We start from the raw sequence: 19,408 nt of genomic DNA, 5'->3' as shown, positions 1-19,408 counted from the left end.
TATTTTAAAATTACAATTGGTATAACTTTCAACTTTACAAACTTTTAATATCTTTGTGTATTGCGCCAATGTATAGAACCACAAACAAATTAGACAAATGCTCTTTACCGAAAAACATTTGAACTTATTTAACAACCGAATTTATGTTCGCATTGCAACTTCACAAAACGTAAAACCGAAGCTTGCTATAGTGCTTATACATGGTCTTGGCGACCATTCTGGCAGATACATGGATTGGATGGAAAAGTTTGAAGATCTTGGAGTGGTTTGGGTTACTGCCGATTTGCCTGGTCATGGGTTGTCAAGTGGCAAACGCGGTTGTTTTAGAACTATTGAGTGTCCGTTTAAAATTGTTGAACATTTAATCACATTAGCCAAGAATAGGTTTGAAGGTCTGCCAATTATTCTATATGGTCACTCAATGGGGGGAAATATATGTGCAAATTTTGTAATACAAAAAAGTCCAAAAATTGATGGACTTATATTAACATCGCCGTGGTTGGGATTAATTAATCGTCCGCCGAATTGGAAAATAGAGTTAGCAAAATTAGTATCTCCATTATTAAAAAATATGACGTTAAAAACAGGTGTTATGCGAGAACAGCTGACATTTAACGAAAAAGCGCTTGACAACTTCGAGAAAGACAATCTTATACACGGAAAAATAACACTCGGCACATTTTTAATAATGTGGGATGCTGCGTTTTATATCCGTAAAAATGCTTTAAGTATTAAGATTCCTACTCTGCTGCTTCATGGAACTTCTGACACTATTACAAATTGGAAAACAACAATGAGGTTTGGATTAAAAATTAGACAAATATCTAAGTTCAAATCTTTTGATGGAATGCTGCATGAGCTACATCATGATGCAAATAACAACATGGTTGCCAAAGAGATAACAAAATGGCTTAACAATACATTTTTGCAACAATATGGATTCTAAATGGAGAACAATAATAAAGCCGGAAAAGTCAAAATACGATATTGACTACAGCACACCGATGTTTTTCATTGGGAGCTGCTTTTCTGATAATATTTCCCAAATTTTGCAAACGAACAAATTTCAGGTTTTATCGAATCCTTTTGGTGTTCTTTACAATCCTTATTCAATACAAACTGCTTTACGACTTATTTTGGGAGAAATAGAGATTGACGACAACGATTTGGTTTACCATAACGGCTTATGGCACAGCCTGCTTCATCACAGCGTATTCTCAAACCCCGATAAAGATAAGTTGCTATTGAATATTAAAAGGACGATTGAAGATTGCAGACTGTTTCTTAAACGTGCCGAATATCTATTTATAACTGTTGGCACTTCATGGGTTTACCGTTATAAAAAGAGTGGTAGAATCGTTGCCAATTGTCATAAAATACCTAACAGAGAGTTTATTCGCTTTAGACTAAACACTTGCGATTTTACAGATGAGTTTGAAATGCTTATAAAATCAATAGTTGAGTTTAATCCACAAATTAAAATTGTTTTTACTGTTAGTCCTGTTCGTCACTGGAAAGATGGTGCCGTCGAGAACCACCTAAGCAAGAGCATTTTAACTGTTTCCATTCATCAATTAATTGAGTTCTCCGAACACGATATCAGCTACTTCCCTTCGTATGAACTTATTACCGATGATTTACGAGACTACAGGTTTTATAACGAAGATATGCTACACCCTTCAAGCCAAGCGGTTAATTATGTTTTTGACTTTTTCAAAGAGACATACTTTACAGCCGAGACAAAGAAAACGCTTAAAAAGGTTGAAAACCTTGTAAAAGCCGCTCAACACCGACCTTTTAACCCTTCTGACATCGAATATTCAAAATTTTGCGAAGCAAGATTAAAAGATATTCAGCAACTAAACAAGCTGTTTCCATTAATGGACTGGGAAGCAGAGAAAACTATTTTTACAAAACAAAAAAGGGCAGACTAAAACCGTCCACCCTTTTGCTATTATTGTTGTTAGTACTATTCCACTATAGTCATTTCGTCAACCAAGTGTTTTGCCCCTGCAAATTTGTCGATAATAAACAAAACGTAACGGATATCTACTGAGATTGTTCTTTGCAAATCGGGTTCAAAAGCTATATCGCCACTCATTGCTTCCCAGTTGCCATCGAATGCACAGCCAATAAGCTCGCCGTTGGCATTTAAGACAGGGCTTCCTGAGTTTCCGCCGGTAATATCGGTATTTGCTAAGAATCCAACAGGCATTTTCCCGTTTTTATCAGCATATCTGCCAAAATCTTTGTTTTCGTATAACTCTTTTAGTTTAGGTAGAACCGTAAATTCGCGATCATTTGGATTTTCCTTCTCCATAACACCTTCCATATACGAGATAAAATCATAATATACGGCATCGCGAGCCTTATAACCACTTACAGTTCCGTAAGTTACACGCATTGTACTGTTAGCATCCGGAGCGAATGTCTTCTCGGGCATCATTTTCATCAACCCTTCAACAAAAAGGCGGTTTCCGCGAGCCTGAGATTCTCTGTTTGTTCTGATAGAGGCAATCAGTGAACGATATTGTGCGAGTGTTTGCATTCCGCCTAAGTATGCTGCATCTTTGTCAAAGTCCTTTATTTTTGCTGTTTCAATAAATTTCATCAGTCTTTCTTTATTAAAAATAGCTGACTTTGACAACTCTTTAGAAATATAATTATCTACATTTCCTTTATATTTTTTTGTTATGTTTTTAATGAAATCTGGTTGATATTCAACTTCTAAATCATTAATACATATCTCAATCATTGCTTTTGCAACTTTTAGATCTAAAGAGGGCTCATAATCTTCATAAACTTTTTCGTATGTCTCTTTTAAATCTTTTCGAGTTTGAGCAATAAGTTCTGTGCTATCTGGATTTTTCTCAAGAACATTTCTCAATGATTGAAGCCTTAAACTCATCGGATATCCCTCTGTTCCCATTAGAAGTGTTTCTCCTAAGATGGTTAAATTTTTACTATATGGCTCATTGGCTATAATTGCGTTTTTGATTAAATCTAAAGCCTCACTGTATTTTGCGTTATCGGGATTTTCTTCCACCCATTTTGCAAAATCGGCTTCAATTTTCTCTTTTTTACCTTTAACATCAAGGTTTTTTAAGCCTCTGTTTTGTCCGATAGAGTATTTCCAATAGTTTGATGAGCCGGCGTATTTCGACGAATACTTAATTCTAACTTCATCGCTTGCATCCATAGCATCTGCCCATATATCTTGTTTGATTCCACGGATATTTGCTCTAATTGCGTTAGAGTTTTCCATTAAATTTTTAACTCCCCACGATGTTAAATAACGATCGGTGCGACCGGGATATCCCATAATCATTGCATAATCACCTTCCTGAATACCTTTTATTGAGACTTTCAAATGACTTTTAGGTTTGTATGGAACATTATCTTTAGAATACTCTGCTGGTCGGTTGTCTTTATTTGCATATACTCTATAAAGAGCAAAATCACCAGTATGTCGGGGCCACTCCCAGTTATCGGTATCTGCACCAAATTTTCCTATTGACTCTGGTGGAGCACCAACTAAACGGATATCTTTATAATCTTCATAAACAAACAACATAAATTGATTGCCATGAAGTAACGAACCCACATTGGCGCGATAATCAGGAGTCTCTTTTTTTACCTCTTCGATAATAGCTTTCGAAATGCTGTCAATAATCGACGTTCTTTCAGATTCCGACATCTCATCGTTTACGTTTTCTAAAATTCGTTCTGTAACATCTTCAGCGCGAATTAAAAACGAAACTGTTTTTCCTTCATTAGGTAACTCTTGCTCTCGTGTCATTGCCCAAAATCCATCAGTCAAATAATCATGTTCGACACTGCTATGGCTTTGAATATCATCATAAGCGCAGTGGTGATTTGTTAATAGTAACCCTTCTTCTGAAATCAATTCTGCAGTACAGCTACCATAGTTGAGGGCTACAATTGCATCTTTTAAACATGCGTTGTTAATTGAATATACGTCCTCTGCGGTCAGTTTGAAGCCTTTCTCGGTCATGTGACCAATATTTAGCTTGTTAATCAAAACTGGCAACCACATGCCTTCATCGGCTCTCAAAATAGAACTGCCGGCAATAAGTAAAAAACCGACAATTAATGACAATGTTTTTTTAATCATAATATTTAAGTGTTTAATATGAAACGGTTTGTGTTATAAAATTTTATTTTCAAATATAGAACACAAAAATAACTATTTACTAGTAAATTTCAATAATAAACCTGTTTTTTAACCTTATTCGTGCAAACAAACTTGTAAAATAATGGTTATGAAATATTAGATTTTAAATAAACAAATACTATTTTTGCGGCGTTAAAATTTTAATATTTATGCAAATAGAATTAGTATTACTAATCGTTGCGATCCTGTTTTTTGTGAGCATATTGTCGGGAAGAATAAGTTCTAAACTAGGTATTCCTGCTCTACTTCTATTTTTGTCTGTCGGCATGATATTTGGACAAGATGGAGTCGGGATAAAATTTGAAAACATTCAGGCAGCTCAAGCAATAGGAACAGTAGCACTCTCAATAATTCTTTTTTCCGGTGGTTTGGATACTAAGTTCGAAGAGATACGTCCCATAGTACGACAAGGTGTTGTTTTAGCTACCTTAGGTGTGTTTGTGATGGCTTTCTTCAGCGGCATTTTATCATGGTGGGTATTAGATAAGACTCTGCCAAATATGGCGATATCTTTGACAACAGCATTTTTATTAGCATCAACAATGTCTTCGACTGACTCTGCTTCAGTTTTTTCAATTTTACGATCTAAAGGAATTAATTTAAAAAACAACTTACGTCCAACATTAGAACTTGAGAGTGGAAGCAACGACCCTATGGCTTATGTTTTAGTTGTTACACTTATTGACCTTATCAAAATGGGTTCCACACCTAATTACTTATTAGTAATTACACAGCTTATTCTACAGTTAGTTATTGGAGCTATTGCGGGATATGTATTGGGAAGATTAGCAGTATATGTTATAAACAAAGTAAAAATCCATAACGAGTCTTTATATCCTATTCTGCTTTTTACATTTTGTCTTTTTATATACTCAGTCACCTACTACATTAAAGGAAATGGATATTTGGCTGTTTATATAAGTGGTTTGGTAATTGGCAATTCAAGATTTGTTCACAAGCGCTCATCACTGAATTTTTTCGATGGTCTTGCATGGATGAGCCAGCTATTTATGTTCTTAACTCTTGGACTATTGGTTAATCCCAGCGAGCTTGTTCCCATACTTATACCAGGCTTGATTATAAGTTTTGCGATGATTTTTATTACTCGTCCGTTGACAGTTTTCTTAACATTATTACCTTTTAGGAAAATACCCGTAAGAGACAAAGCATATATTTCCTGGGTTGGATTGCGTGGCGCCGTTCCCATAATTTTTGCAATTATACCGCTTGCAGAAGGTGTTCCTCACGCAAGACTGATTTTTAATATTGTATTTTTATGCACATTAGTATCATTATTGGTACAAGGAACCGCATTACCCATGGTGGCAAGATGGTTAGGCTTAGCCGATGATCCAAAAGAAGAAATCAAACTGAAAGAGTTTGATATTGAGCTTTCTGAAGATATAAAAACCATTATGGCTGAAATTGATATTACAGAAAGCATGTTAGAAAATGGCAATCAAATAATGAATATACCTTTACCTGATAACACTCTTGTGGTTTTAATTAAACGCGGAGAAAGATATATTGTACCAACAGGTAAGACCGCACTGGCTGCAAATGACATAATGCTTGTTATTACTGATAATCAAGACACCTTAGAAGAGACGTATAAGAAACTCGATTTAGAACAGTATTTTTAATTTAGAAACAAAATACGATTTAAGATACCAATGTCAATGTCTCCGTTATAAGTTGATCTGAATACTATTTTTAAATTATTTTTTAGGTACTTTTTTTATTCTGTTATTAGTAAAAATTTGACGTAAAACTTATACAATATTTATTGCGCTATTTTAATAAACACTTTACCAAAAAACACAGAAAAAATTGCAACAACAATCGTTACTGTAGAGTACTGGCGCATTCCGAAGAGTCGAAAAACTGCTAACAAAAACGTAACGTTCATGTAACAGCTTTGTAACAATCAAACTTCAACTTTGTAGCGTTAAAAAAAACTAAAAATTGTTTTTGTGACGCATAAAAAGTTATTTCTTATTACCCTGTTTTTTCTTGTCACCGCGACAGAAATTTTAGCACAAACAGGGAGTATAAAAGGGAGTGTTTTAGATTCAAAAACCAAAGAATCACTCATAGGTGCTGCGGTAATTATACAAGGTACTACTACCGGAGCTGCTGCCGATTTAAATGGGGACTACATTATTCAAAATGTTGCACCAGGAACTTATACTCTTGTTGTCTCCTACATAACATACCAGTCGACAATCAAAAAAGGAGTTGTTGTTGAAAAAAATAAAGAAACTATCGTAGATTTTCTGTTGGAACCTGATGATATAAGTCTTAAAGAAGTACAAGTTGTTGCGAAAGCTAACCGGGAGAGTGAAAACATCTTGTTGCTTGAACAAAAGAAAGCTTTATTAGTTACTCAAACTGTTGGAGCAAGAGAACTTTCCAGAAAGGGGATATCCGATGCACAAGCCGCTGTTGCACAAGTCTCTGGAATATCAAAACAAGAGGGTGTTAAAAACGTTTTTGTACGCGGATTGGGTGACAGATACAACGCAACACTACTTAATGGCTTCCCTATTCCTTCAGAAGACCCTGAATATAAAAACATTGCATTAGAGTTTTTTGGAACTGATGTCATTCAAAACATTGGAGTAAACAAGGTTTTTAATGCATCTAACGTGGGCGATGTGGGCGGTGCAGTTGTTGACATCTCCTCAAAAGAGTTAGCTGAGGAGAGCAAGCTATCTGTTGATTTATCGGCAGGTGTCAATGTGGCGGCAGTAGGTGCAGATTTTGTCCGCCAAGACGGTTCCAACTATTTGGGATTTGCTAACACAGATCAACCATCTCAAGGTCAGCACAATTTTCCAAACAGTTTAGTTCCCCAAAAAGTGTCGTTCCCGCTCAATCACGGCTTCGGAGTATCGGGAGGAAAGCTATTTAGCAAAGAAGGAAACAGCAACAAGTTGTCAATCTTCGTAGTAGCCTCTCACGGAATAAGTAATTCGTGTACCAAAGAAATTGCACGGAAAACAAACTCAATTGGAGCGAAGTTTCAAGACCAAGAGGGAGACAAATATTCACAGGCAGTCAACCAACTTGCTTTGGCTAATGCCCATTATGAAATTAAAAACCGACATAACGTTAATTACAACTTTATGCTTATCCACGTTAACGACCAGTATGTAGGAGAGTTTAGCGGTTTTTATCACGAACCTTTTCAGGGTAGTCCCACAGAGTCTGGCATAATCAGAAGACAACAAACAAACGACAATCTTCTGCTTGTAAATCAATTAGTTTCAGATTGGCAACTAACTGACATCATAAAGTTAAATTTGGGTGTAGCGTACAATACGGTAAAGGGATTAGAGCCTGACCGTCGCGAGAACTATTTTACACAAGTAGATGAAAATCTGTACAGTTTAACCCGAAGCAACCGAAATAAACGATTCTTCTCTGATCTGAAAAATAACGATCTTAACGCTAAGGTTGGACTGTCGATAAAACTGAACGACAGATTTAATAGTGGAAACTCCTCAGTACAAGTAGGATACGCTGGAAGATTTACAAACGACAAATTCAAAGCGGTAGAGTATAACTATAGTCCTTTGGGTACACCAAATTTCACAATTGAAGACCTGAATTTAGATGAGTTTTACGAAGAGTACCTAAGCAGTGGCTTACTAAAAATGGAGAAGGGTGAGACAAACTCCTACAAAGTGTTTAAAAACATACACTCAGGTTTTGCAGAAGTATCGTATCAAATAGCTGCAAGCTTGGCAGGAAACATTGGATTGCGAATGGATGCAGTCGACTTAACTGTTGACCATGAAGTAACTCATGTCGTACCAGGTAGCGAAACAATAAATAAAAACTACTTCTTACCAAGTTTAAACCTGAAATACGATATAAACGATAAAAACAGCTTGAGGTTAGGCGTTAGCAAAACATATACTTTGCCTCAATCAAAAGAGATTTCTCCCTATCAATACGTAAATATATCTTTTGCAAGTCAAGGTAATACTAACATCAAGCCATCAGACAACTATAACGTAGATTTAAAATGGGATTTCTACATAACCAACAGTGAACTATTCTCAATTACAACCTTTTACAAACAAATACAAAATCCTATCGGACGCGTAGATCAAGGAAACTCTGCAGGACTTCTTACATATGATAATATAGGCGAGAATGCCACAGTTGGGGGAATTGAAATAGAACTTCGCAAAAACATTTTCAATAAGTTTAATACTCTATTAGAGCAATCTAACCGTCTCTCTTTCGGTGTGAATGCTTCTTATATCTATACTAATTTAATGCTCGATGTACCCAGCACAACACCGCGTAAAACACAATTGGAAGGAGCATCACCATTCTTGATGAATGCCGATTTATCATACAGTTTCAAGAAAAGTGAAAAAGATTTTATCGCATCAATAATATTTAACTATTTCAGTGATAGAGTTCATACCGTTGGCACAAAAGGATTTAGAGATATTATTGAAGAAGGAGTTCCCACGTTAGATTTAGTTTTATCATACGGATTTAACAAAAACTTCTCGGTAAACTTTAAAGCTATAAATATACTTGACGCGCCTTACCGTCTATCACGTGAGGGAACAACAGGCGAAAAAATAGTGTTGAGTGAATTTAAAAAAGGGCAAAACTTTGGCTTAGGAATAAGCTATCAATTTTAATATGAAACGAACATGCCAACATAAACTTGATACATAAAATCGTGATTATAAAGTATGTGAGTTCCATATGACCATAAACTGAAGAATTATTAACATATGAATAATTATTAACTATTTAAATTTTTATGACAATGAAAAAAAATTTGCTTTATTTAATTATGAGTGCTGCAGTTATTTTTGCTGCATGTAAAGATGACAAAGACAAAAAAGATCCTGTAACTCCTCCTACAGTTACTGACGAGAACTTATCGGGTGCTATAAACAGTAGCAGAACGCTCGATGCTGCTATTAATTACACGTTAACAGGTCCGCTTATTGTTGAAGATGGTGGAGTATTGACTATTCCTGCTGGAACTACAATTAAAGCGAGAAAAGGATTTGGAAGCTACATTTTAGTTTTACAAGGTGGTAAAATTAATGTTAATGGTACAGCTGAAAAACCAGTTACTATGACTGCCGACATTGCTAATGCAGAACAAGGTCACTGGGGTGGATTAATTATCAATGGTAAAGCTCCATTAGCCGATCCAAGCGAAGTAGGTAGCACAGAAATTAACTCTGCTTATGTTTACGGTGGCAACGATCCTAACGACAATTCGGGTACTATTACCTATTTAAAACTCGAATACACAGGAGCTCGTTCAAGCGCAAACGTTGAGCATAATGGACTTACATTAAACGGTGTAGGTGCTGGAACAACAATTGAAAACATCTACATTCCTAACGGAGCTGATGACGGTATCGAATTCTTCGGAGGTTGTGTAAACGTGAAAAACTTGTTGGTTGTAAATTCTGATGACGATATGTTTGACTTCACACAAGGCTACTGTGGTACATTAGAAAATGCTTATGGTATTTGGGAAGCTGGATACGTAAGTAGCGAAAGTGACCCGCGCGGTGTAGAAGCTGACGGTAACTTAGACGGATTAAATCCTGAATATCCAAATCAAGCTAACTTTACAATCAAAAATATGACTGTCGACCTTCGCTTAGAGCCTAACACTACAGAGGGATTCTATATGCACGATGTTATTAAAGTTCGTAGAGGAGCTATAGCTAATATCGAAAATGCATTAGTAAAAGGTCAAGGACAAGTTAAAGATTTAATTGATTTAAAAGACAAAAAAGGTGACGGACAAGAATCATCTGTAATTTCTTTAACTAACTCTTTAACAACTCCATTCAGTGGTAAAGATATCAATAAAGAAGAAGGAACTACATATGAGAATGTTAAAATTGAAGACGGTAACACAGGATGCCCAACAAACCTTTTTGGCTGGACAGGATATCAACTTTAATTTTTAGCATAATCTGTTAATAAAACACAAAAGGTATTTCGATTTCACTCGAAATACCTTTATTTGCATAAAAATAATTTAAAAACAAATGAAGCATAAAATAACTCTGTTCACAACGCTATTTTTGATTGTGTTGAGCGTGCAAGCTCAAAAAACTCCTCAGTTGTATCAAAATGAAGGTATCTACTATCACGATAGAGGACAAAACGAACTCTATAATGGCGATTATCGCGAATACTATGATAACAACACTCTTAAACTTGAAATGCAAATTAAAAACGGTTTGCCAGAAGGAACTTATATCATTTATTTCGAAAATCGCAAACCAAAAGAAATACGTTCATACAGAGAAGGAAAACTTCATGGCTTGTGGAGGAATTACGATATTTCGGGACAATTAATTTCTGAAGCCGAATACAAAAATGGGCAAAAACACGGCACTTGGCGCATCTGGGATGAACTAGGCATGCAACGATATGAAATGAATTATTACGAAGGAAACAAAACCGGAATTTGGCGCATGTGGGATGAAAAAGGTACACTGGTAGACGAAAAAAAATATTGACACATCTCTTGTAACAATTTCTTAACAAAAACTTAATCTTTACGTAATAATTCTGTAATACTTATACAGCATTTTTGTTGCGTAAAACAATTATAAAAAAGCACACTTATGAAAACTACTCTTTTTATTATAGCGGCTACATTCTTATCAATTTCTGTGTACGCAGAGGATAATAAAACCGATAAAAATGTAAAAACTGACGCTACTGAATTTGTCGATAATGTCAAGTCAGTCAATTTTTCAGGTATTATTACCGACAAAAAAAGTCACGAATCATTAGCGGGAGCTGCTATTTTTATTGATGGAACAAAATATTATTCTGATTTAGAAGGAAATTTCAATATTTCTAATATTAAGCCCGGAAAACATACTGTTAAAGTTGAACTTATCTCCTATCAACCCATTGAAATAGAGATTGAAGTTCAAGCTAATCAAAAAATCAGCATTGATTTAGTACAGTCATAACATAGTTATTTTTTCACACTCTCTCTATGTTTTTTTATGTAAAGGAGCTGTCTCGTTCTGAGACAGCTCCTTTTCTTTGACAATTTTTGAATATTCCTTATGAATTAAATTCAAAAAACCAACCTTTATACTATAACATTAATTAAAAATAACAATTAAATAAATTCTCTGTATATTTGTATGTTTTCAAATGCTTTGGTAAAATTCTATCAGTTATATGATGAATTTACCTGCTAAAATAAAGCTATTTTCAAATGAATCAACTTTATCCCCTAAAATTCAGACCCATATATAAAAGCCGGATTTGGGGAGGAACACAACTTCGCGATCAGTTAATGAAAACAGATGCTCCATCTGATTGTGGAGAAAGTTGGGAAATCAGTTCAGTTGAAGATGATGTAAGTGTTGTTTCGGAAGGATTTTTAGCCGACAACGAACTAAACGAACTAATCGAGGTTTATATGGGCGATTTGGTAGGTGATAAAGTATTTGAAAAATTTGGAAACGAGTTTCCTTTACTTGTTAAATTTATAGATTCCAATGACAATCTTTCCGTACAAGTCCACCCTCACGACAAAATAGCATTAGAAAGACACAATGCATACGGGAAAACAGAAATGTGGTACATTATTGATGCCGCGCCTGATGCCAAAAACGTTACTGGTTTAATAAAAGGAACAAAACCTGAAGATTTAATTAGCAGGCTTAAAAACAATACCTTAGAAGAGATATTAGTTTATGAAACCGTAGAACGTGGCGATGTGTTTTATATACAATCTGGACGCGTTCATGCTACAGGAAAGGGTGTTTTGTTTGCAGAAATTCAACAAACAAGCGATATTACATACAGGCTGTACGATTATAACCGAAAAGACAATAATGGCAAAAAAAGAGAATTGCATATAGAATTGGCACTTGAAGCAATTGATTATTCATTAGAGGACAGTGCCAAAATTAAAGTAAATACCAAGCCAAATCAGCCTAACAGATTGATTGAATGTCCATACTTTACCGTAAATTTGCTAAGGTGTGGGAGACCTGCTGAAATAGACTATGCATATTTAGATTCATTTGTTATATATATATGCACATCTGGCAAATGCAACATTTATTGTGATGATAATAAAGAAGCATACAGTTTGCAAATAGGAGAAACAATATTGATTCCAGCATTAATTAACAGCATTATAGTAGAACCTGCGAGTGACGAAGTTTCTATCTTAGAAGTATTTATTGATAACGAAAGAGAGTAAAAGCAAAATGATTATCCGCAAAGCAGAATTTATTCAATCAACCACTTCGGTAAACCAATGCCCTACGAATGGATTACCTGAATTTGCATTTATTGGCAGATCAAACGTTGGCAAATCAAGTCTTATCAATATGCTCACTGACAATGCAGGATTAGCAAAAACATCGCAAACACCGGGAAAAACACAAACCATTAACCACTTTAATATCAACGATCAGTGGTATTTAGTGGATATGCCCGGATATGGATATGCTAAGACTTCACGCACGCTACGCAAGGATTGGGATGCATTTATACGCGAATATATCTTGGAACGAAATGAACTTGTAAACCTATTTGTCCTTATCGACTCTCGCCACGAACCTCTTAAAAACGATATAGAATTTATTTCATGGCTAGGACAAAACTCTATTCCATTTTCGATAGTATTTACCAAAATTGACAAGTTATCAAGTTCCCGATTGAATAAAAATATTATAGTTTACAAAAAAAGACTGAGCGAGAATTGGGAGATATTACCCCCTATTTTTACCACATCATCAGAAGCAAAATTTGGTCGTAACGAACTTTTAAACTATATTGAAAACATATTAGACAAATTATAATGACCAGACAATAAAACAATTAACAACAAAACTCTAAATAAAATGGAAGCTCCGATAAAAATTTTTACCTGTAAAGCGTCAACCTACTTAGCTAAAGAGATAGCAAAATCAATCAAATTGCCTCTTGGCAAAAGCTCTATTCTGCAATTTAGTGATGGGGAATTTCAACCATCATTTGAAGAGACAGTTCGTGGTGCTCATGTTTTCATTGTGCAATCCACATTTCCGCCAAGCGACAATCTTATGGAACTTCTTCTAATGATTGATGCAGCCAGAAGAGCCTCGGCGTACAAAATTATAGCAGTAATACCCTACTTTGGATTTGCACGTCAAGACAGAAAAGACAAACCACGTGTTTCTATTGGTGCAAAACTTGTAGCCGATCTTCTTCACACAGCTGGAGTTTCAAGAGTTATGACAATGGATTTGCATGCCGATCAAATTCAAGGCTTCTTCAATGTTCCCGTTGACCACCTGTACGCCTCATCAGTATTTGTTCCGTATATACGTAGCCTTAATCTACCTAATTTGGTAATAGGATCGCCCGACATCGGTGGTGCAAAACGAGCAAATGCATACTCAAGATTTCTTGAAGCACCAATGGTTCTTGGACACAAAACACGTGACAAAGCAAATAGTGTTGAAAGCATTACCGTAATTGGTGAAGTTGCCGACAAAAATGTTGTCATTGTTGATGACCTTGTTGATACCGCCGGAACAGTTTGCAGGGCTGCAAGCATTATGAAACAAATGGGTGCAAAATCTGTCAGAGTAGCAGCAACACACGCCGTTCTATCAAGCAATGCTGTTGAAAAAATAGATAACTCTGATATCAAAGAGGTTATTGTAACCAACTCAATTCCATTGAAACAGAAATCTCCAAAAATAAAAGTACTCTCAATTGCCGATATTTTTGCAGATACGATATCGAAAGTATATAATTCCGAATCAATTAGTGGAAATTTTCTTGTATAATAATATAGTATATAAATCAAAAACAGTTAACTTTGTAGCCCCAAAATAACAGAAATTATTCTGTAGTGTGATGGGAAACCTTGTTCTGTCAGGTAAAGACAGGTTTTGAGTAACACAAAAAAATATTAAAATGAACAGGTACGAAATTAAATTACAAAAACGTAGCCAAGTAGGTAAAGGCTCTACAAAACAATTACGCAACCAAGACATGGTTCCTTGCGAAATTTATGGTACAACCGAAAACATGCACTGCAAAGGTAAATACCTCGATTTTGAAAAAGGTATTGTTAGCCCACATGTTTATTTGTTTGATATAGATGTTGAAGGTACAAAAACAACTGCGATTGTTCAAGATGTTCAATATCACCCAGTTACCGACAAAATAACTCATGTTGATTTTCTTGCAGTTAACGAAAAAAAACCAATCAAAGTAAAACTTCCGGTTGAACTTACAGGAACATCAGTAGGTGTAATACGTGGTGGAAAACTTAGACATATCACAAGAAAACTTTACGTTAAAGGGTTAATGAAAGACCTTCCTCCAACAATAAAAATCGACATCAGCAATCTTGACGTTGCACACGGAATAAAAGTTTCTGATATTAAAGTTGAAGGATTAACATTCCTTGATCCAAAACAAACACTGATAGTAAAAGTTTATGCTAGTCGTACTACTACTGCTGAAACTGAGGGACAAGAACAAGAACAAGAATAATAGCAATCACTTATAAATTATATTACAACCGTCTCCCGTTTATAACAAATTGAGTTAGACCAATTTGTAACTAAACGGGAGTTGTGTTTATAAAACATACAAACAACAATACTCTTTTAACAATCAAACTGTTAGTTGATGAAATTCTTAATTATCGGGTTGGGAAATATTGGAAAAGAGTATCAGAACACACGACACAACGTGGGTTTTGATGTTGCTGACGCTTTCGCGCTAAAATTCAAAACTACGTTTCAATCTGCACGTTACGGCGACATATCAACATTTAAAATAAAGGGAAGACATGTAACAGTGTTGAAACCATCAACATACATGAACCTAAGCGGAAACGCCGTGAGATACTGGATGCGAAAAGAAGATATATCAATAGAAAACATCTTAGTCATAACAGACGACATCGCACTCCCCTTAGGAACTATCCGCCTACGCATGAAAGGAAGCGATGCCGGACATAACGGTCTGAAACATATCATCGAGACACTCGGAACAGATAACTTCCCTCGCCTGCGTTTAGGAATTGGAAACGATTACCCCAAGGGATTTCAAGTCGATTACGTTTTAAGCAGGTGGAGCCAAGAAGAGTATGAAATAATAGCCCCACGTTTTGATATATGCGTAAATGCAATAGAAAACTTTGTGTTAATGGGCATTCAACACACCATGAACAATTTTAACAACAAGTGATTTTGAAGACTTATGAAGAGAAAAGGCAAACGTAATTTATAACTATTAATGCTTGCCAGCAATCAAAATCATAGACTTTTCAGATTACGAAATGCCAACAGCTCTGTTGAGTTTTTTAATTTCACGTTGCAAGAAAACAAATGAAATTACTGCTGCAATAATATCTGATATTGGCGCAGAAGCCCAAACACCTGTAAGTCCCCAATAATTCGGAAGAATTAAAAGAATGGGTATCAAGACAATAACCTGTCGTAACAGCGAAACGGTTGCCGATATTGCTGCCTTGTCGATTGACTGAAAATAGCTCCCCGCAATAATCTGAAAACCAACTATTGGCATTGCGAGCATAAAAATACGTAAACCTTCTGTTCCGATTTCCAACAACTCTTTACTTGAAACATTAAACGTTTTTATCAATATCGAAGGGAATGCCTGTATAAAAATTGTGCCTACAACTGCAACCAAGGTAGCAGCTTTAATACATATAAAGAGTGTTTGCCTGATTCGAATAAAATTTTTGGCTCCATAATTATAACCAATAATAGGTTGTGCAGCCATATTTAAGGCAACAATAGACATCACAATAATTGTTGCAACGCTATTGATAATTCCCATGGCTCCGACCGCAACATCGCCACCATATTTTATAAGCTGCACGTTGTAAATACCGTGTACAAAACTGGAAGCAAACTGTATCGCAAATGAAGAAAAACCAATTGAGACTATTGCATATACGATTTTTTTGTCAAGCCTAAAATTCGGAACTTTAAGTTTTACTATTGATTTTTTTGATCTAAAAAAGTGTCGTAGAACCCAAACACAAAGCACAAACTCTGAGATAACCGTTGCCCAAGCCGCACCCTTTACTTCCATACCAAAACCAAAAATAAATATTGGGTCTAGAACAATGTTCATTCCTGCACTAATAAGCATTGAATTCATAGCAACACGGAGATTTCCCTCTGAGCGTATAACACTGTTGAGAGAAAACCCAAGTATACTAAAGATCGTTCCTACAAGTATAATATCAAGATAATCGTTAGCATATTCTATAGTCTCTTTGCTAGCTCCAAAAAATACTAAAAGTGGTTCTTTGATTAAAAATCCTATAATGGTCAAAGCTATTGAGACGATAATCAGCAATATAAAACAGTTACCTAGTACTCGTTCTGCACTTACAAAATCTTTCTTCCCAAGAAATATTGATACCCTAACTCCCGAACCAACGCCTATAAGCATCCCAAAAGCCTTAATAATTATCATAATCGGAAAAACCACGCTAAGTCCGGTAAGTGCCATTGCTCCAACGCCTTGTCCTACAAAAATCCTATCAACAATATTATATAACGAATTGACAACCACACCTGTAAACGCAGGTAGGAAAAATTTCCATAAAACCTTGCGAATAGGGGCTTCGCCTAGTAACTTTATGTTTTTGCTTTTAGTGTCCAATCTATAACTGTTTTCGGGTGGCAAAGTTAAGAATAATGCAATGTGTTTTTAAGGAACAAGGTACAAGGAGCAAGGGAAAAGAGGAAAAAACTTTTACCTTGTACCTTGCACCTTTTACCTTCAAATTTACTACTCCTCTCCGAAGAATCGTCTAACCTCAGAAGCAAATGCTCTATCGACTGCTTTTCCATCACGTGTTTTTGCCAATCCTCCTCCGGCTGTCTCTTTGTAGTCACGATTAAGTTTATCGCCAACTTCGCGCATTGTAAGGACAACCTCATCAGGAGATATAAACGAACGCACTCCGCTTAAAGCCATCATTGAAGCTGTAATGGCAACAGAGGTAAAGATACCGTTTCGTTTAACACAAGGAACCTCAACCAAGCCTGCAACAGGGTCGCAAATCAAGCCCAGAGAGTTTTTAACTGCCAAAATAAAGCTTTGAATTATTTCAGTTGATGAGCCGTTTTCCAAATAAGTCAATGCAGCTGCAGCCATTGCTGCGCCTACTCCTACCTCTGCCTGACAGCCGTAATCTGCTCCAGCTGTTGTTACGTCATTAAATAAAATCATTCCCATAAATCCTGAAACTAAAATAGCTTCGTTAATTTTTTTACGGTCTGGTTTAGATATTTCAGAATAGGCTTGCAATACACCCGGCAAAATTCCGCACGAACCCGCTGTAGGACAGGCAACTATAACACCACATTTTGCATTCACTTCATTAACAGCAACAGCGTATGCTGCAGCACGTCCATAAACATTGTTGAACAGCGGGTTTTTATGAACATATCTGTTAATGCGCGAAGCATCTTTCCCTGTGAGCTTCAATAGCGACAGTTCACTACTTCTAACACCTTTCTTTGCCGATGCTTTCATAATGCGCCAATACTCTGCTGCTTTACTTAAAATATCGTCGGGGGAAGATCCCTGCAAGTTTTTCTCAACCTCGATAATAACATCAATAAGCTCTTGTTTCTCTGCACGGATATAGGCACTCAACTCCTCAAAAGTATTAAAGGGCATACGATAATTTTTCTTTCCAACGCCTTCTGCTTCAACAATTGGTGGAATTAAAACAGCTTCAGCGTGTCTCTTTGCTTCATTTTGAGATATTATCTCCTGATTGTAATAGTAAAAATTCTCCTTGCCATTAATTGGCGAAGATAGACGCTTATCCATATACCTAACCTCTACGTTACCCCCACCAATCGAGAATCCTGTAATAGTATAAGAGGTTTGCGTTGTTTCTACAATGATTTCGGCGATATTGTTATTGTTTTCGTTTACATATTTCTGCTCCTCCTCAACTGACCCACGTTTATATCCCCCGAAAGCGGCCTTAAATTCACCAAAATCTATACCGTGCTCGTTCACAAAAGCCGGGTCTCCATGTTGTAGCATCTGCGGATGATCGGGCTCTAAACCCCAAAGACCACCACCAATAGCAGATGGTGTATAGTGCCCCGGTCCTGTATCACGAAACGAAGCCAATAATTTTACAGTAACTAATTTCGCAGGATCATTGTCAAATTTAGCGCGGGCAATAATTATATTTCGTGCTATCTGACCTATTTTGTTTGCACCTGCCGTATGTGAACTTGAAGGTCCAACCATAGACGGTCCGACAATATCAAACACACTCATTGGCTTAATATAGCGATGTAGATACCTCTCAAAATCATCTTTAAGAGAATCTATTTCGGCTCTGTCGATTTTACTATCAAAAACAGTTTTAACAAAATAGAGTGATTTAACAACTTTGTCGCGCGATTTCATGTACCATATCTCCATATATAGCGGAAAGATATTGTGCTTCTGAAACGTCTCTACAACATTATTCAAAACGGTATTTCGTGCAGAGTTGATACTTTTCAGGATTATTATGGTTTTACCTTCTTCAATATGGGAATCAAACTTAAACCCTTTTACATCGGCTTTCATTTCTGCAACCGACTCGTTAAGGTCAGGAAGTTGAACTTTTGCATGAATTGCCGATGTTATATCGCTGTAAAAGACCGTCATCATATAGTTTTTGTCTCTATTCGTAACAACGCGATATAGCGTGTAAGGTTGAAATTTATACGGAATTAATGATGACAGCGTTTTTTCAAGTTTTTGGTGATCGAAATCGTGCAGGACACACTCTTCTATCTCTTCGCGATGCCAAAAAGTTTTGTCAACTTTTTGGTTGGCTATACGCTCCTCAACCAGTGGCAAACAATAGGATATTTCTGATTTATGAAAATAACCGTCGATTGAAATGTCGTTCATGATACAATTTTTTTATTGCTCAAATATACGCAATAAAAACATACAAAGATGGTGTCTTAAAAAGTGTATATTTTTATATTGATTTTAAACGAATAAAAAAGGGATTGCCTAACTTTAGACAATCCCTTTTAAAAATCGGCGGCGACCTACTCTCCCACTATCGCAGTACCATCGGCGCTATCGGGCTTAACTTCTCTGTTCGAGATGGGAAGAGGTGGAACCCCGATGCAATAACCACCT

At 36.1% G+C, this 19,408-nt stretch carries 15 protein-coding genes and 1 rRNA gene; 12 read left to right on the top strand and 4 right to left on the bottom strand.

The features are described 5' to 3' along the window. Positions 1-97: 97 nt before the first annotated feature. Positions 98-946, top strand: coding sequence for an alpha/beta hydrolase (locus tag GX311_00685; protein ID NLK14894.1), 849 nt, complete (start codon positions 98-100; stop codon positions 944-946). Further along, positions 936-1,934 carry a GSCFA domain-containing protein gene (locus GX311_00680; protein NLK14893.1) on the top strand — a complete coding sequence of 333 codons (999 nt, stop codon included), beginning with the start codon at positions 936-938 and terminating at the stop codon, positions 1,932-1,934. Before GX311_00685 ends, GX311_00680 begins: the two co-directional genes overlap by 11 nt. Before the next feature lie 35 nt (positions 1,935-1,969). Here the strand turns inward: GX311_00680 and GX311_00675 are convergent, their stop codons facing one another. Next, the gene (locus tag GX311_00675; protein NLK14892.1) at positions 1,970-4,135 is read right to left on the bottom strand and encodes a S46 family peptidase; all 2,166 of its coding nucleotides are present in this window, start codon (positions 4,133-4,135) and stop codon (positions 1,970-1,972) included. 209 nt (positions 4,136-4,344) lie between these two features. Between GX311_00675 and GX311_00670 the strand changes: the two genes are divergently transcribed. The 10 genes from GX311_00670 (at position 4,345) to GX311_00625 (ending at position 15,442) form a co-directional block, all read left to right on the top strand. Beyond that, positions 4,345-5,838, top strand: a complete 1,494-nt coding sequence (locus GX311_00670) for a potassium/proton antiporter (protein ID NLK14891.1) — start codon at positions 4,345-4,347, stop codon at positions 5,836-5,838. Positions 5,839-6,168: 330 nt separating this feature from the next. After that, positions 6,169-8,865: a TonB-dependent receptor gene (locus tag GX311_00665; protein ID NLK14890.1), complete on the top strand. Its 2,697-nt coding sequence runs from the start codon at positions 6,169-6,171 to the stop codon at positions 8,863-8,865. Between the two features lie 131 nt (positions 8,866-8,996). After that, positions 8,997-10,163, top strand: coding sequence for a hypothetical protein (locus GX311_00660; protein ID NLK14889.1), 1,167 nt, complete (start codon positions 8,997-8,999; stop codon positions 10,161-10,163). An 88-nt stretch (positions 10,164-10,251) separates the two neighbouring features. Beyond that, positions 10,252-10,728, top strand: coding sequence for a toxin-antitoxin system YwqK family antitoxin (locus GX311_00655; protein ID NLK14888.1), 477 nt, complete (start codon positions 10,252-10,254; stop codon positions 10,726-10,728). Positions 10,729-10,836: 108 nt separating this feature from the next. Beyond that, entirely contained in the window at positions 10,837-11,193 is a 357-nt protein-coding gene (locus GX311_00650) for a carboxypeptidase-like regulatory domain-containing protein (protein NLK14887.1), read from the top strand. 254 nt (positions 11,194-11,447) lie between these two features. Next, positions 11,448-12,446 (top strand): mannose-6-phosphate isomerase, encoded by a 999-nt coding sequence (locus GX311_00645; GenBank protein NLK14886.1) that lies wholly within the window; start codon positions 11,448-11,450, stop codon positions 12,444-12,446. A gap of 7 nt (positions 12,447-12,453) precedes the next feature. Beyond that, positions 12,454-13,050 carry a YihA family ribosome biogenesis GTP-binding protein gene (locus GX311_00640; GenBank protein ID NLK14885.1) on the top strand — a complete coding sequence of 199 codons (597 nt, stop codon included), beginning with the start codon at positions 12,454-12,456 and terminating at the stop codon, positions 13,048-13,050. A gap of 42 nt (positions 13,051-13,092) precedes the next feature. Beyond that, positions 13,093-14,025: a ribose-phosphate pyrophosphokinase gene (locus GX311_00635; protein NLK14884.1), complete on the top strand. Its 933-nt coding sequence runs from the start codon at positions 13,093-13,095 to the stop codon at positions 14,023-14,025. Positions 14,026-14,155: 130 nt separating this feature from the next. Further along, on the top strand, positions 14,156-14,740 hold the full coding sequence (locus GX311_00630; GenBank protein ID NLK14883.1) for a 50S ribosomal protein L25: 585 nt from the start codon (positions 14,156-14,158) through the stop codon (positions 14,738-14,740). A 138-nt stretch (positions 14,741-14,878) separates the two neighbouring features. Next, positions 14,879-15,442 (top strand): aminoacyl-tRNA hydrolase, encoded by a 564-nt coding sequence (locus GX311_00625; protein NLK14882.1) that lies wholly within the window; start codon positions 14,879-14,881, stop codon positions 15,440-15,442. A gap of 84 nt (positions 15,443-15,526) precedes the next feature. Here GX311_00625 and GX311_00620 read toward each other — a convergent pair whose 3' ends face one another. The 3 genes from GX311_00620 to rrf all read right to left on the bottom strand — a co-directional run bounded on the left by GX311_00620 (position 15,527) and on the right by rrf (position 19,407). Beyond that, on the bottom strand, positions 15,527-16,873 hold the full coding sequence (locus GX311_00620; GenBank protein NLK14881.1) for an MATE family efflux transporter: 1,347 nt from the start codon (positions 16,871-16,873) through the stop codon (positions 15,527-15,529). 150 nt (positions 16,874-17,023) lie between these two features. Then, positions 17,024-19,168: a hypothetical protein gene (locus GX311_00615; GenBank protein ID NLK14880.1), complete on the bottom strand. Its 2,145-nt coding sequence runs from the start codon at positions 19,166-19,168 to the stop codon at positions 17,024-17,026. A 133-nt stretch (positions 19,169-19,301) separates the two neighbouring features. Then, positions 19,302-19,407, bottom strand: a 5S ribosomal RNA gene (rrf, locus tag GX311_00610). Between the last annotated feature and the right edge of the window lies 1 nt (position 19,408).

This window comes from Bacteroidales bacterium (assembly GCA_012519055.1).
GTDB lineage: Bacteria > Bacteroidota > Bacteroidia > Bacteroidales > Salinivirgaceae > JAAYQU01.
Note: the sequence above shows the minus strand (reverse complement) of the source record. Positions and strands in the feature narration are given on the sequence as shown.

Bases quoted from the DNA above. Each gene is read 5' to 3' on its own strand.
- GX311_00685 (NLK14894.1), top strand. From the start codon at position 98: ATGCTCTTTACCGAAAAACATTTGAACTTATTTAACAACCGAATTTAT.
- GX311_00680 (NLK14893.1), top strand. From the start codon at position 936: ATGGATTCTAAATGGAGAACAATAATAAAGCCGGAAAAGTCAAAATAC.
- GX311_00675 (NLK14892.1), bottom strand. From the start codon at position 4,135: ATGATTAAAAAAACATTGTCATTAATTGTCGGTTTTTTACTTATTGCC.
- GX311_00670 (NLK14891.1), top strand. From the start codon at position 4,345: ATGCAAATAGAATTAGTATTACTAATCGTTGCGATCCTGTTTTTTGTG.
- GX311_00660 (NLK14889.1), top strand. From the start codon at position 8,997: ATGAAAAAAAATTTGCTTTATTTAATTATGAGTGCTGCAGTTATTTTT.
- GX311_00655 (NLK14888.1), top strand. From the start codon at position 10,252: ATGAAGCATAAAATAACTCTGTTCACAACGCTATTTTTGATTGTGTTG.
- GX311_00650 (NLK14887.1), top strand. From the start codon at position 10,837: ATGAAAACTACTCTTTTTATTATAGCGGCTACATTCTTATCAATTTCT.
- GX311_00645 (NLK14886.1), top strand. From the start codon at position 11,448: ATGAATCAACTTTATCCCCTAAAATTCAGACCCATATATAAAAGCCGG.
- GX311_00640 (NLK14885.1), top strand. From the start codon at position 12,454: ATGATTATCCGCAAAGCAGAATTTATTCAATCAACCACTTCGGTAAAC.
- GX311_00635 (NLK14884.1), top strand. From the start codon at position 13,093: ATGGAAGCTCCGATAAAAATTTTTACCTGTAAAGCGTCAACCTACTTA.
- GX311_00630 (NLK14883.1), top strand. From the start codon at position 14,156: ATGAACAGGTACGAAATTAAATTACAAAAACGTAGCCAAGTAGGTAAA.
- GX311_00625 (NLK14882.1), top strand. From the start codon at position 14,879: ATGAAATTCTTAATTATCGGGTTGGGAAATATTGGAAAAGAGTATCAG.
- GX311_00615 (NLK14880.1), bottom strand. From the start codon at position 19,168: ATGAACGACATTTCAATCGACGGTTATTTTCATAAATCAGAAATATCC.